This is a genomic window from Silanimonas sp. (genome assembly GCF_027530345.1).
GTDB lineage: Bacteria > Pseudomonadota > Gammaproteobacteria > Xanthomonadales > Xanthomonadaceae > Silanimonas.
The window spans coordinates 204507-218391 of record NZ_JAPZQK010000013.1 but is presented as its reverse complement, the minus strand read 5'-3'; the positions used below and the strand labels follow the sequence as shown (position 1 = coordinate 218391).

General features: G+C 68.5%; 16 protein-coding genes and 1 pseudogene. 14 read left to right on the top strand and 3 right to left on the bottom strand.

Annotation, left to right across the window (positions count from 1 at the left end; genetic code table 11):
* Positions 1–274, top strand: a pseudogene (locus O9255_RS08430) (glutathione binding-like protein); the annotation flags it as partial.
* 3 nt (positions 275–277) lie between these two features.
* Here O9255_RS08430 and O9255_RS08425 read toward each other — a convergent pair.
* Positions 278–1594, bottom strand: coding sequence for an MFS transporter (locus tag O9255_RS08425; protein WP_297866404.1), 1317 nt, complete (start codon positions 1592–1594; stop codon positions 278–280).
* 118 nt (positions 1595–1712) lie between these two features.
* Between O9255_RS08425 and O9255_RS08420 the strand changes: the two genes are divergently transcribed.
* Together O9255_RS08420 and O9255_RS08415 are read left to right on the top strand one after the other, a co-directional pair.
* Complete coding sequence (locus tag O9255_RS08420) at positions 1713–3992, top strand: thiamine pyrophosphate-dependent enzyme (RefSeq protein WP_297866403.1); 2280 nt, start codon at positions 1713–1715, stop codon at positions 3990–3992.
* A gap of 31 nt (positions 3993–4023) precedes the next feature.
* Positions 4024–4911 carry an adenylate/guanylate cyclase domain-containing protein gene (locus O9255_RS08415; RefSeq protein ID WP_297866402.1) on the top strand — a complete coding sequence of 296 codons (888 nt, stop codon included), beginning with the start codon at positions 4024–4026 and terminating at the stop codon, positions 4909–4911.
* Between the two features lie 24 nt (positions 4912–4935).
* Here the strand turns inward: O9255_RS08415 and O9255_RS08410 are convergent, their stop codons facing one another.
* Both O9255_RS08410 and O9255_RS08405 read right to left on the bottom strand, forming a co-directional pair.
* On the bottom strand, positions 4936–5835 hold the full coding sequence (locus O9255_RS08410) for a PhnD/SsuA/transferrin family substrate-binding protein (protein WP_297866401.1): 900 nt from the start codon (positions 5833–5835) through the stop codon (positions 4936–4938).
* A gap of 80 nt (positions 5836–5915) precedes the next feature.
* Complete coding sequence (locus O9255_RS08405) at positions 5916–6812, bottom strand: folate-binding protein (RefSeq protein WP_297866400.1); 897 nt, start codon at positions 6810–6812, stop codon at positions 5916–5918.
* Positions 6813–6908: 96 nt separating this feature from the next.
* Here O9255_RS08405 and O9255_RS08400 point away from each other — a divergent pair, with 96 nt between their 5' ends.
* From O9255_RS08400 to lolD, 11 genes are read left to right on the top strand one after another with little or no spacing between them, the layout of a single operon-like run.
* On the top strand, positions 6909–7022 hold the full coding sequence (locus O9255_RS08400; RefSeq protein WP_297866399.1) for a DUF1674 domain-containing protein: 114 nt from the start codon (positions 6909–6911) through the stop codon (positions 7020–7022).
* A gap of 45 nt (positions 7023–7067) precedes the next feature.
* Positions 7068–7463 (top strand): succinate dehydrogenase, cytochrome b556 subunit, encoded by a 396-nt coding sequence (gene sdhC, locus O9255_RS08395; protein WP_297866398.1) that lies wholly within the window; start codon positions 7068–7070, stop codon positions 7461–7463.
* Positions 7460–7843, top strand: coding sequence for a succinate dehydrogenase, hydrophobic membrane anchor protein (gene sdhD / locus O9255_RS08390; protein ID WP_297866397.1), 384 nt, complete (start codon positions 7460–7462; stop codon positions 7841–7843). The genes sdhC and sdhD overlap by 4 nt, the downstream gene beginning before the upstream one ends.
* 7 nt (positions 7844–7850) lie before the next feature.
* Complete coding sequence (gene sdhA / locus O9255_RS08385; protein ID WP_297866396.1) at positions 7851–9644, top strand: succinate dehydrogenase flavoprotein subunit; 1794 nt, start codon at positions 7851–7853, stop codon at positions 9642–9644.
* Between the two features lies 1 nt (position 9645).
* On the top strand, positions 9646–10014 hold the full coding sequence (locus O9255_RS08380) for an Mpo1-like protein (protein ID WP_297866395.1): 369 nt from the start codon (positions 9646–9648) through the stop codon (positions 10012–10014).
* 14 nt (positions 10015–10028) lie between these two features.
* The gene (locus O9255_RS08375; protein ID WP_297866394.1) at positions 10029–10817 is read left to right on the top strand and encodes a succinate dehydrogenase iron-sulfur subunit; all 789 of its coding nucleotides are present in this window, start codon (positions 10029–10031) and stop codon (positions 10815–10817) included.
* Positions 10817–11245, top strand: coding sequence for an MAPEG family protein (locus O9255_RS08370; RefSeq protein ID WP_297866393.1), 429 nt, complete (start codon positions 10817–10819; stop codon positions 11243–11245). The genes O9255_RS08375 and O9255_RS08370 overlap by 1 nt, the downstream gene beginning before the upstream one ends.
* Positions 11246–11273: 28 nt before the next feature.
* Positions 11274–11528, top strand: a complete 255-nt coding sequence (locus O9255_RS08365; RefSeq protein WP_297866392.1) for a succinate dehydrogenase assembly factor 2 — start codon at positions 11274–11276, stop codon at positions 11526–11528.
* A 37-nt stretch (positions 11529–11565) separates the two neighbouring features.
* The gene (locus O9255_RS08360; RefSeq protein ID WP_297866391.1) at positions 11566–11946 is read left to right on the top strand and encodes a hypothetical protein; all 381 of its coding nucleotides are present in this window, start codon (positions 11566–11568) and stop codon (positions 11944–11946) included.
* A 3-nt stretch (positions 11947–11949) separates the two neighbouring features.
* Positions 11950–13194, top strand: a complete 1245-nt coding sequence (locus tag O9255_RS08355; RefSeq protein WP_297866390.1) for a lipoprotein-releasing ABC transporter permease subunit — start codon at positions 11950–11952, stop codon at positions 13192–13194.
* Positions 13187–13885, top strand: coding sequence for a lipoprotein-releasing ABC transporter ATP-binding protein LolD (gene lolD, locus O9255_RS08350; RefSeq protein WP_297866389.1), 699 nt, complete (start codon positions 13187–13189; stop codon positions 13883–13885). Before O9255_RS08355 ends, lolD begins: the two co-directional genes overlap by 8 nt.

The window sequence follows — 13885 nt, the reverse complement described above, 5'->3', positions numbered from 1 at the left end:
TCAGCCTCCGCCAACCAACGCTTCAGTTCTCGAGCACGCATCCGGCTTCTCCACGCCCGAAGTCCTCGGGCCGTTTCTAAACCGTGCTCCCACCCCGGCTCACCGTTCGAGACGATCAACAATCAACGCGAACAGCGCCTTCGGCATCGCCGACATCGCGCTGTTCGCTTACACCCACGACGCGCCCGCGGCCGGTATCGCGCTCGATGAGTTTCCCAACGTCACGCAGTGGCTCGCACGCGTGCGAGCGCAGCCCGGCTTCGTGGCGCAATAGGCCCTAGCGCATCGGTGGGCGGTCCAGCGCATGCGCCGGCGCCGGGCCGCGCCCCGACCACCAGAGATGCCACGAGAAAAGCAGCCCGCAGGCGCCGAGCGCGGTGTAGAACCACATGCCCGGCGTATAGCCGGCGGGGTTCTCCGGTGAAGCGCCCGCCCAGTCGTTGAGCGCGCCGATCACCAGCGGCACGGCGGCCATGCCGAGCTGTTGGCAGAAGGTCATCATCGCGTAGGCGGAGCCGAGCCGCTCCTCGTCCACCAGTTGTGGCACGGAGGGCCACAGCACCGCGGGGATCAGCGAGAACACGAGGCCGAACAGGCCGATGCAGACCAGCAGGGTCAGGGGCACTTCGGTGCCGCCCGGCAGGCCGACCAGCGGACCCGGTGGCAGGTAGGTGACCGCGAGGAACAGCGGCAGCATCAGCAGCGAGCCGGCCGCCATGAACAGCGAACGCTTTCCGACGCGGTCGACGATCAGGCCGAAGATCGGCGTGGCGACGATGGCGGCCATGGGCAGCAGGCTGGAGAGCGCGCCGGCGCTCTCGCGGTCGAGGCCGTGCGCCTGCTGGAAGTAGTTGATGGCGAAGCCGCGGAAGGGGAACACCGTGGCGTAGAACACCACGCACAGCGCGACGATGGTCCAGTACGTGCGCGGGAAGCGGAAGATCTGCGAGAGCTTCAGCTCGTCCGGTGGCGCGCGCTCGCCAAGGTGGGCGCGGCCTTCGACCCGCCGCTCGTGCATCCAGTACAGCATCGCCGCGGCCACCGCGACGCCGCCGATGGCTGTCGCCAGCCACAGCGGGTCCTGCCAATTCGAGTACAGCGGTGCCGCAAAGCCGGTCGACCAGTCGGCCGAGGCCGAACCCAGCCGCGAGATCGACAGGTTCAGCCCGAAGGCGAAGCTGAGCTCGCTGCCCTTGAACCAGCGGGCGAGCACCGTTGTCGCGGCGACGATCATCGGTTCCGCGCCCAGGCCGAGGAGGAAACGCCCCGCGACGATGGTTTCGAAATCGGGCCCCAGCGCCGTCATCGCCGCGGCGATCACGCAGACCACCGCGAAAACCACGAGGGCCAGCCGGGTGCCGAACCGGTCGATGAACCAGCCGCCGGCGAGCAGGACCAGCAGGGCGGCGATGCTGTAGGCGGTGTACAGCCAGCCCACCTGGCTGTGGCTGAAGCCCAGCTGCGAGCGCATCAGGTCGACCACCGGGCCGAGCGCGTCGTAGAGGTAGTAGTTGCCGAACATCGCCAGGCTGACCAGCACCAGCGCGGTCCAGCGCTGCAGGGGCGAAGGCGGGGGCAGGGCAGTCGGGCTCATCCGGGGCGTCTCCAAGGCTCGCGGCACCCTAGCCGAAGCCCCGCCGCGCGGGAACGGTCGCCGCGCCGCATGATCACGCAGCGCCTACAATGGCCGTTTTCCCGATTCCGCCCCCGCCATGTCCGCCGTTTACGCCCCCGCCATCCCGCGCCCGGTTCCCGCCCGCCACCGTGGCCTCAATCGCGCCGAGATCTGCGACCAGAACTTCAGCGAGTTCGTGAAGGCTTGGGACGGCCCGGTCCATGCGGCGCCGCCGGCGGACGCTCCGGTGCTGCACGGCGCCACGCTCACCGCGACCGATTTCCTGCACCTCTTTGAGTCGCAGCTGATCAGCCGCCACCTCGACCTGATGGCCCGCGTGCTGCGCGTGCAGAACAAGGTCTTCTACACCATCGGCTCCAGTGGCCACGAAGGCAACGCGATGGTCGCGCGTGCCACGCGCCACACCGATCCGGCCTTCCTGCACTACCGCTCGGGCGGCTTCATGGCCGAACGCTTCCGCAAGCTGCCGGGCATGGACCCGATCATGGACTCGGCGCTGAGCTTCGCGGCCAGCAAGGACGATCCGGCCTCGGGCGGCCGCCACAAGGTTTGGGGTTCGAAACCGCTGTGGGTGCTGCCGCAGACCTCGACGATCGCCTCGCACCTGCCGAAAGCGCTCGGCACGGCCGTCGCCATCGAACAGGCCCGCCGCATCGGCCACGCGCTGCCGATCCCGGAGGATTCGATCGCGATCTGCTCGTTCGGCGACGCCAGCAGCAACCACGCCACGGCGCAGACGGCCTTCAACGCCGCCGCGTGGACGGCGCACCAGAAGCTCCCCGCGCCGGTGCTCTACGTCTGCGAGGACAACGGCATCGGCATCTCGGTGAAGACGCCCACGGGTTGGGTCGCCGAGCGTTACCGCAACATGCACGGCCTCGACTACTTCTTCGCCGATGGCCTCGACCTCGCCGCTGGCTACGGGCAGGTCGCCGCCGCGGTCGAGCACTGCCGCCGCACGCGCCGCCCGACCTTCCTGCACCTGAAGACCACGCGGATCATGGGCCACGCCGGCACCGACTTCGAGATCGAGTGGCGCTCGATCGACGAACTCGTGCAGGTGGAGGCGAGCGACCCGCTGCTGCGCTCCGCCGAAATCGCGCTGATGTCCGGCCTGATGTCGAAGGACCAGTTGCTCGCGTACTACGAGTCCTTCCGCGGCAAGTGCTTCGCCGCCGCCGAGGAAGCCGACCGCCGCCCGAAGATCGAAACTCTCGAGGAGATCATCGCGCCGCTGGCACCGCACCATCCGGAGCTCGTGCACCGCGAGGCCACGCGCAACGACTATGCGGATGCCCGCCTCAAGGCCTTCGGCGGCGAGGCCAAGCTGCCCGAGAAGCAGCCGGCCAAGCACCTCGCCATCCAGATCAACCAGGCGCTGCACGATCTGTTCGCCAAGTACCCGGAGACCCTGCTGTTCGGCGAGGACGTCGCGCAGAAGGGCGGCGTGTACACGGTGACGAAGGGCTTGCACAAGGCGTTCGGCCCGGCGCGCGTGTTCAACACGCTGCTCGACGAGACGATCATCCTTGGCCTCGCCCAGGGCTACGCCAACCTCGGCATGATCCCGGTGCCGGAGATCCAGTACCTCGCTTACTTCCACAACGCCTGCGACCAGATCCGCGGCGAAGCCTGCTCGCTGCAGTTCTTCTCGAATGGCCAGTACCGCAACCCGATGGTGGTGCGCATCGCCGGCCTCGGCTACCAGCGTGGCTTCGGCGGGCACTTCCACAACGACAACTCGATCACCGCGCTGCGCGACATCCCGGGCCTCGTGATCGGCTGCCCGAGCCGCGGCGACGATGCGGCGATGATGCTCCGCACGATGATGGCGTTGGCTCGCGTCGACGGTCGCGTCTGCGCCTTCCTCGAGCCCATCGCCACGTACATGACGAAGGACCTGCACGAGGCCGGCGACGGCCTGTGGCTCACCGAGTATCCGGCGCCCGACCGCGCCATCCCGGTGGGCGAGGGCAAGGTCTACGGCGAGGGCGATGATCTGGTGATCTACACCTTCGGCAACGGCGTACCGATGAGCCTGAAGGCCGCGCGGCAGATCGAAGCCGCACAGGGCTGGAAGGTCCGCGTGGTCGATCTGCGCTGGCTGCTGCCGCTCAACGAGGCCTTGATCGTCGAACAGGCGCGCACCGCGAAGCGCGTGCTCGTCGTCGACGAAGGCCGTCGCAGCGCCGGGGTGGGCGAGGGCATCATCACCGCGCTGGTCGAGGGCAGCCTCGGCGCCACGCCGCTGGCCCGCGTCTGCGGCGTCGACACCTACACGCCGCTGGCCGGCGCGGCTTTCCTCGTGCTGCCGTCCGAGGCGGACATCGTGGCCGCCGCCGCCGGGTTGGCCTGAGGTAAGCTTCCCGCCGGAAGGAGTTCGCCCGATGCCCCAGTCCAGGCCCCTGACATTGCTGTTCGCCGACGTCAGTGGCAGCACCAAGCTGTTCGAGCAGCGCGGTGACGTGGTCGCCCGCCAGCTCATCGCGCAGATCCTCGAGGGTCTGTCGGTGGTGTGCCGCAAGTACGACGGGCGTGTCATCAAGACCATCGGCGACGAGATCATGTGCGCCATTCCGACGGCGATGGACGGCGTCGATGCCGCCGTGGCCATGCAGCGCCATGTGGCGACGGACCCAACCTGCATTGCCAACCACCTCGCGATCCGCATCGGCCTCCACTATGGCGAGTGCCTGGTCGAGGACGATGGCGATGTCTACGGCGATGCCGTCAACACCGCCGCGCGGATGGCCAAGCTGGCGGGGCGTGAGCAGATCGTCACAACGGCCTCCACCGTGGCGGGCCTGAGGCACACGCCCTTCCGCTCGCTGGGCACGGCCCAGGTGTCGGGCAAGCTGCAGGCCATCGATATCGTCGACATCATCTGGCAGGAGAATCCCGCCGGCATGACGATGGTGCAGAGCGCGCTCGGCATCGGGACACCCGGCCTCGACAACCGCCTGATCCTCGAATTCAAGGGGCGGACGATCGAACTGACGCCGACCTCGCCGCCGCTCACCCTCGGCCGTGATCCGGGCAGCAGCATCGTCGTGGAGTCCGACTGCGTCAGCCGCAGCCACGCTGTGATCGAGTTCCAGCGCGGCCAGTACATCCTGACCGACCGCTCCACCAACGGCAGCTTCTTCCGCATCGAGGGCGACGACGAGCAACGCGTGCACCGCGACGAGGCCAAGCTCCGTCGCTCGGGCGTGATCAGTCTCGGCAAGGGCTCGGCGCAGAATGCCGATGCCCTGATCTACTTCCGCTGCCCCTGACGGGGCAGGGTGATGAAGCCCGCCTCAGTTGGCGGGCGCGGGGGCTTCTGCAGGCGCTTCCGCCGCGGCAGGCGGGGCAGCAGCGGGTGCCGCCGGTTCGGCAGGCGCCACGTAGCCGAACGAATTCACCAACAAGCGCTCGAGTCCGTCGTAGGCGACCTGGTCGACCCCCACGAGGCGCTCGGTGCGCAGTTCGGTCATCACCGCGTAGGCCTCTGGATCCTCGTGCAGCTTGAGCAGCGCGTCGGCCACTTTCTGGCGGACGTCCTGCGGCAGCTCCGGCGAGGCGCTGAAGACGCGGCCGGGCACTTCGCGGCTGCGCCAGATCTCGGTGAGTGCCGGGTTCTCGCTTGCCATGTAGGCCGGCAGCAGGGTGCCCTCCACGTCCCCGGAGAAGACGAGGTCGGGGCCGTCCGACCACTTGCTGCTGACCGAGCGCACTTCGGGCTGCGCCAGCGGGTTGCGGAAGGCGTCGAACACAAGCACGTAGGCCAGGTTCGGCGCGCCGAGGCTGGCGACCGTGCGGCCGACGATGCCCTCGCGGCCTTCGGCGGCGATCTCGGGGTCGGCTACGGCGATCACGAACGCCGAGTTCTCCTGCGTGCGTGCCACGCCAATGGCGCCACTGCGCTTGCGGCGGTAGTCGAAGAAATGGCCTTCTTCGAAGACAAACTGGTTCTTGGCGCCGGAGCGCAGTTCGCGCCAGTGCTCGTTGAAGTTGGCTGCCGATCGCACCGTGAAGCGATGGCCGGTGGTCCGGTTGAGGTAGCCCACCAGCGGCCCGTACACCTCGCGGATCTGGTCCGCGGGGTAGTTGGGTTCAACCGTCAGGGTGTAGTTCGCCCCTTGGGCGGTCGTCGACACGCCGGCCATCAGGCCGGCCACGAGAACGGCGCCCCAGGCGCCGCGGAACACATTCGACATCGCTCACTGCCTCCAGAATACGGTACCCCGCGCCGCCCCAAGGCAGCGCAGACCGCTCGCGGCCAGTTTAGAGCTTTTCCTCAGGCGGGGCGCGCAAGGCCCGTCAACAGCGGTGAAGCCAGCGCCGGGCCATGGGCGCCCCCCACCGGGCCTGAGGACGGCAGGGCGGCCACGGCGAGGGCGCCGCGTCCGTCTGCCGTGGCTTCGACCACCTCGCCGATCGAGCGGCCCTCCGCGTCGGACACGGCCTGCCCCGTCGCGAGGCCCACCCCGTCCAGCCACCAGGCCTGGCGCTTGGATTGGCCGAGGAAATGCGTTCTGGCGACGATCTCCTGGCCCGGATAGCAACCCTTGCGGGTGCTGAAGGCCTTGAGTCGGTCGAGGGAAAGCATGTGCGGGGTCCAACCATGCTCGCGTCCCGCCGGCCAGCGCGGCAGGCCGTGGCGGAGATCGGCTTCCCGCCAGCGGCGGGTGGCGTCGGCGTCGATCGCGTGGTCGCCCCGTGCGGCGATCCGCAGGCGCCGAGCCTCGTGTTCGGTGCTGAGGTCGAGGATCAGGCCGCCATCGGCCTCCTGGATGCAGCGATCGCGCGCCTCCAGCGGGCTGGGGGCCACTGCGGCTTCGTCGAAGGCGCCGAGGTCGTCGCGGACGACGAGGCGAACCTTGCTCCGGAACACGAAGCGCTGCAGTCCATCGCGCAGGGCATGGGCCGATTCGTCGAGCACCACGAGCAGCAGTTCGCCCGGGGCCGGCCTCGCCAAGGCGAACAGGGCGAGCACGCGGCCCTTCGCATTGAGCCAACCATTCCAGTGCCAATGGCCGACGGCCAGCGCCTGCACGTCGTTCATGGTTTGCGACTGCGCGAAGGCCTCGGCGTCCGGGCCCTGCATCGACAGCAGGGTGAGGTCGCCGATCAGGGCGGTTTCAGTGGATTTCACGGTGCCGTGCTTGAACGTCGGGGAACGGGTGCTTAACATCCGCGGATGCTTCCGCAGACGCACATTCTAGGCGACCTCGATCCAGCCGAGCGTCGGCCTGAATCGACGCACGCCGAGGCGGACGCATCCAGCCCCATGCCCTCGGCTGCCACTGGAGCCGGCACGCCGGCCGAGGTCGGCGGTCGCGACGGCCCGGAACCCACCCGCTTCGGCGACTGGGAAAAGAACGGCCGCTGCATCGACTTCTGACCGCAGGACGCGGTCCCCCATCCGACACCCGAACGAGCGGAGCCCATGGCCACGCAGCAACGACCCCTGTCACCGCATCTGCAGATCTACGCGAAGCAGATCACTTCCACGATGTCGATCCTGCATCGCATGACCGGCATCGTGAATGCCCTCGGCGTGCTCGTGCTGGCGTGGTGGCTGGTGGCCCTCGCCTCGGGCGGTGAGGCCTACGCGCAGTTCATCGCCGTCGCCGGCTCGCTCCCGGGCCAGGTCGCCCTCTTCGGCTTCGCCGCCACGCTGGTCTACCACCTGCTCAACGGCGTCCGCCACCTCGTGTGGGACATGGGCCTCGGCTTCGAGATCCCGCAGGTCTACCGCTCGGGCTACACCGTGATCGCGCTCGCGGTCGTCTTCACCGGCCTGCTCTGGTACGCGGGCTTCAGCGTCGGAGGTGCCGCATGAGCCGTCTTCGCCATCCCTGGGCCGTGGCCCGTGGCCTCGGCAGCGCGAAGGAAGGCGTGGCCCACTGGTGGGCGCAGCGCGTCAGCGCCGCGGCGCTGCTCTTCCTCGTGCCGTGGTTCGTGATCACCGCGGTGTCGCTCATCGGCCTCGACCATGCGAACGCCCGCGCGTTCCTCGCCGAGCCGATGAACGCCACCCTGATACTGGCCTTCGTGCTCGCTGTCACCTGGCACGCGCGCCTCGGCCTGCAGGTCGTGATCGAGGACTACATCCACACCCCGTGGCTGGAAGTCGCGCTGCAGCTCGTCGTGAAGTTCGCCTACGCGCTCGCTGCCCTCGCTTCCGTCGTGGCCATCGGCCGCATCGCCTTCACCGCCTGAGTCCCCCATGACGACTGCCTACAAGATCACCGAGCACCAGTACGACATGATCGTCGTCGGTGCGGGCGGCGCGGGTCTCCGCGCCACCTTCGGCCTCGCGGCCAAGGGCCTGCAGACGGCCTGCATCTCCAAGGTCTTCCCGACCCGCTCGCACACCGTGGCGGCGCAGGGCGGCATCTCCGCTGCGCTCGCCAACATGGGCGAGGACGACTGGCGCTACCACTTTTTCGACACCGTGAAGGGTTCGGACTGGCTGGGCGACCAGGACGCGATCGAGTACATGTGCCGCGAGGCCATCCCGGCCATCATCGAGCTCGAGCACTACGGCGTGCCGTTCTCGCGCACCGAGGAAGGCAAGATCTACCAGCGGCCCTTCGGCGGCATGACCACCCGCTACGGCGAGGGCCCGCCGGCCCAGCGCACCTGCGCCGCCGCCGACCGCACCGGCCACGCCATCCTGCACACGCTGTACCAGCAGTCGCTGGCGCATGACGCGCGCTTCTTCATCGAGTACTTCGCCCTCGACCTGATCATGGACGAGGAGGGCGTCTGCCGCGGCGTCATCGCGCTGGACATGGCCGAAGGCACGATCCACGTGTTCCGCGCCCATGGCGTTGTGCTGGCCACCGGCGGCTACGGCCGCGCGTACTTCTCGGCGACGTCGGCGCACACCTGCACGGGCGACGGCGGCGGCATGGCGCTGCGCGCCGGCCTGCCGCTGCAGGACATGGAGTTCGTGCAGTTCCACCCGACCGGCATCTACGGTGCCGGCTGCCTGATCACCGAAGGCGTGCGTGGCGAAGGCGGCATCCTGCGCAACGCGCAGGGCGAGCGCTTCATGGAGCGCTATGCCCCGAGCGTGAAGGACCTCGCGCCGCGCGACATGGTCAGCCGCTCGATGACCATCGAGATCCGCGAAGGCCGCGGCGTGGGCGCCAACGGGGACCACATCCACCTCGACCTGACCCATCTCGATCCGAAGGTCATCCACGAGCGCCTGCCGGGCATCGCGGAGACGGCGAAGATCTTCGCCGGCGTCGACGTCGAGAAGCAGCCGATCCCGGTGCTGCCGACGGTCCACTACAACATGGGCGGCCTGCAGACCAACTACCACGGCGAAGTCGTCACGCTGAAGGACGGCAACCCGGATTCGGTCGTGCCCGGCCTGTACTCGATCGGCGAAGCGGCCTGCGTGTCCGTGCACGGCGCCAACCGCCTCGGCTCGAACTCGCTGCTCGACCTCGTGGTGTTCGGTCGCGCCGTGGCCAACCGCTGTGCCGAGACGATCAAGCCGGGCCAGCCGCACAAGCGCCTCGCCTCCGATGCGCTCGACAAGTCGCTGGCCAACCTCGACAAGCTGCGCTTCGCCAAGGGCGCCACGCCGACGGCCGACATCCGCCTCAACATGCAGCGCATCATGCAGAACGACGCCGCGGTGTTCCGCACCGGCGAAACGCTGCAGCAGGGCGTCAGCAAGATCAACGCCGCGTTCAAGAGCTTCGAGGACGTCAAGGTCACGGACCGCTCGCTGGTCTGGAACTCCGACCTCATCGAGACGCTGGAGCTGCAGAACCTGCTCTCTCAGGCGGTGGTCACCATGGTGTCGGCGGAGAACCGCAAGGAATCGCGCGGCGCCCACGCCCGCGAGGATTTCCCGGACCGCAACGATGCCGACTGGATGAAGCACACGCTGTGCTGGATCGACGACAAGGGCGACACGCGCATCGACTACCGTCCGGTGCACCTGTACACCCAGACCGACGCTGTGCAGACCATCCCGCCCAAGGCGCGCAAGTACTGACATGGGTACCGAGCGCGAAGGCGGCTTGCTGGCCTGGCAGTTCCGTGATTATGCGGAGCGCCACCAGGACAAGCTCAACCTCTGGTTGCACCTCTACGCGGTGCCGGCCTTCATCGCCGGCACGCTCGCGGCGGCGCTCAACCTGCTCGCGCTCAGCCTTGTCGGTGTCGTCGCGTCGCTTTCGTTCGTGGTGCTCGCCTTTCTCATCCAAGGCCTCGGCCACAAGCGCGAGGCTTCGGCGCCGGTTCCTTTCGATGGTCCCGGTGATTTCCTGAAGCGCGTCTTCGCCGAGCAGTTCGTCACCTTTCCCCGTTTCGTCCTTTCCGGCGGCTGGATGCGCAACGTCACGCGCCCCGCCGGGCACCACTGACCCGAGGTCACACGATGGCTGAGTTCACCCTTCCCCAGAACTCCAAGATCGGCAAGGGCAAGCATTTCCCCGCGCCGGCCGGGGCGAAGAACGTCCGCAGTTTCAAGGTGTACCGCTGGAATCCGGATGACGGAAAGAACCCCAGCGTCGACACCTACGACGTCGACCTCGACAGCTGCGGCCCGATGGTTCTGGACGCGCTGATCAAGATCAAGAACGAGATCGATCCGACGCTGACCTTCCGCCGTTCCTGCCGCGAGGGCATCTGCGGTTCGTGCGCGATGAACATCGACGGCACGAACACGTTGGCCTGCACCAAGGCCATCGACGAGTGCGGCAAGAAGGACGTGCCGATCTACCCGCTGCCGCACATGCCGGTGATCAAGGACCTGGTGCCGGACCTGACGCACTTCTACGCCCAGTACGCCTCGATCCGCCCGTGGATGCGCACCCAGAGCGCCGCGCCGGCCAGCGGCGAGCGCCTGCAGAGCCCGGAAGACCGCAAGAAGCTCGACGGCCTCTACGAGTGCATCCTGTGCGCCTGCTGCTCGACGAGCTGCCCGAGCTACTGGTGGAACGGCGACCGCTACCTCGGCCCGGCCATCCTGCTGCAGGCCTACCGCTGGATCATCGATTCGCGTGATGAAGACACCGGTGCGCGACTCGACGACCTCGAGGACCCGTTCAAGCTCTACCGCTGCCACACGATCATGAACTGCGCGCGGACTTGCCCGAAGGGCCTGAACCCCGCGAAGGCGATCGCCGAGATCAAGAAGCTGATGCTCGCGCGCCGGGGCGCCTGATGCTCGCCGCCTCGTCACTCGCCTGGCCGATGCTGGCGATGGTCGCGCTGGTGTTCAGCGTGGCCGTCCGGTTGTTCTTGACCCGGATCCCCGAGATGCAGCGCCGCGGTATCCATCCGCAGGCCGTGGCGTCGGCGAAGCAGATGGCCGAGGCCATGGAGGACACCCGGGCCGCGGACCACTTCCGGAATCTCTTCGAGACCCCGGTGCTGTTCTACGCCGGTTGCCTCGCGGCGATGCAGACGGGCGTGGACAGCGTCGGCGTGCTGCTGATGGCCTGGGCTTTCGTCGCTGCGCGCTTGCTGATGGCCTTCGAGGCCTGCGGCCGGAACAAGGTGATGCGCCGCTTCCAGGCCTTCATCGCCGGCTGCACGGCCCTGCTGTTCCTCTGGGTCCAGCTCGCCCTGCACTGGGCCGGCGTGCTCTGACCGCCAGGTCGGAGCGGGGACTCGCATCGTGACCGACGTCGATCCCGTCGAACTCAAGCGGCTGAAGTGGCGCTGCCGCCGCGGCATGCGTGAACTCGACCAGCTGATGGAGCGGTTCCTCGATCGTTCGTTCGCGACGTCTTCCGAGGCCGACCGAGCGCTTTTCCTCAAGCTTCTGGACACCGAAGACGACATCCTGTGGCGATGGTGTATGGGCCGCGAGCGCCCGGAGGACCCCGCCCTTGCTGGATTCGTCGACCGACTGCTCACCCTGCCGCCTTGAGTGGCGCCCGTCGCGTTGCCACGCGGCGGTGATCGTGATGCTGTGGCCCTTGGTTGCCATTTCCCTGCTGTCGACACGCTGGGCTATGGATTTGCCTTCGTGGGTCTCGTGGGTGCTCCTCGGCGCTGCGATGGGCCTCGGGCTGTGGCGCGCGAAAGCCGCCCGATGCCAGCCCCGCGCAGTGCTCGAACTGCTGCCGGAAGGTTGGGCGCGTTGGTCGCCTGCGGGCGGCGCGCCAATGGAGGGGCCGGCCGCGGCGCATGAACAGTGGCCGGTGACCACCGTCCGATTCCCCGCCTGTGGCACCACGGTGGTGTTCTGGCCGGATACGCTGTGCGCGCCCGGACGCCGCCTGTTGCGGCGCTGGGCCCGCTCGGCGACGCCGGTGTCGCCGCTCCCGCAGTTCTGGATGGGCTAGCCAATGTTCCAACCCCTTCCGCTGGCGATCGGCCTGCGCTACCTGCGCGCTCGCCGACGTGACCGGCGCATCAGCTTCACGTCCGCCGCATCGATCCTCGGCATCGTCGTCGGCGTGGTCGCGCTGATCACCGTCATCGCGGTGATGAGCGGCTTCCAGCGCGAGATCCGCGACCGACTGCTCGGCTCGGTGGCGCATGTCACCGTGGCCGGTTACGGCGGCCCGTTGGAGGACTGGTCGACGGTGGTCGACGTCGCGCGTCAGGACGCCCGCGTGGTCGGCGCCGCGCCCTACGTGCAGCGCGAGGGTCTTCTCAGCGGCACGCACACACGCGCCGGCATCGTGACGGGCATCCGGCCCGGTGACGAGCGTGGCGTCTCGGAGCTGTCCACGCGCATGCGCAGCGGTTCCATCGAAGATCTTGTCGATGGCGGCTTCGGCATCCTGCTCGGCGATCAGCTGGCCATGTTGCTGGGTGCCCGCGTCGGCGACCGCATCAACGTCACCCTCAACGAATTCACCAGCACGCCGATTGGCGCCATCCCTCGTTCCAAGCGCTTCACCGTGGTCGGCACGTTCTCGATGGGCGAGCACACCGCCGACAGCAGCTTCGCCTTTATCGCGCTGGGGGATGCGCAGCGCATGCTGCGAATGGGCGAGGGCGTCAGCGGCGTTCGTATCAAGGTGGCCGACCTGTGGAGCGCCGGCACCGTGGCCGACGACCTCGCGACGCGCATTCCGGTGCCGGTGATCGCCAGCGACTGGATGCGCGACAACCGCAACTTCTTCAGCGCGCTGGCGCTCGAGCGCACGGTGATGTTCCTGCTGCTCTCGCTGGTGGTGACGATCGCCTCGTTCAACCTGGTCTCCTCGCTGGTGATGCTGGTGCAAGAGAAGCAGGCCGACATCGCCATCCTGCGCACCCTCGGCCTCACGCCGCGCCAGGTGATGGGCGTGTTCATCGTGCAGGGCAGCGTGATCGGCCTCGTCGGCACGACGCTGGGCGTGGTCGGCGGCGTGCTGCTCGGCACCAACCTCGGCGCGGTCGTGCGCTGGTTCGAAGGCCTGCTCGGCGTGACCCTGATGCCGCCGGACGTCTACTACATCACCGGCGTGCCGACAGCCGTCTACCCCGGCGATGTGGCCGCCGTGGCCGGCATGACCCTGCTGCTCAGCTTCCTCGCCACCCTGTACCCGGCCTGGCGTGCCTCGCGCACCGATCCGGCCACGGCCCTCCGCTATGAGTGACGCGATGACCACCGTGCTGGAGGCCCGGCGCCTCACCAAGACCTACCGCGAAGGGACGCTCGAGACGCCGGTCTTCCACGACCTCGAGCTCAGCGTGAAACGCGGCGAGACCGTCGCGATCATCGGTGCTTCCGGCGCGGGCAAGAGCACGCTGCTGCACCTGTTGGGCGGGCTCGACACGCCGACCTCGGGCGAAGTGGACGTCGACGGGCAGTCGATGGCGGCGCTGGACGACGCGGCGCGCGGACGGTTGCGCAATCGCGCGCTGGGCTTCATCTACCAATTCCACCATTTATTGCCTGAGTTCACCGCGCTCGAGAACGTGATGCTGCCGCTGCTGGTGCGCGGAGTCGCGGCCCGCGAGGCGGAAGCCCCGGCGCGGGCCCTGCTTGAGGCCGTGGGCATCGGGCATCGTCTGACGCACAAACCCGGGGAGCTCTCCGGTGGCGAGCGGCAGCGCTGCGCGGTCGCGCGCGCGCTGGTGACGAAGCCGGCCTGCGTGCTCGGCGACGAGCCCACGGGCAACCTCGACGAACACTCGGCACGCGTGGTGTTCGACCTGTTGCTGTCGTTGAACCGCGCGCAGGGCACGGCGCTGGTGATGGTCACCCACGACCGCCGCCTGGCGCAGCGTTTGGACCGCGTGCTCGAACTGAAGGGCGGGCGCCTGCAGCCCTGGGTGCCGGACTGA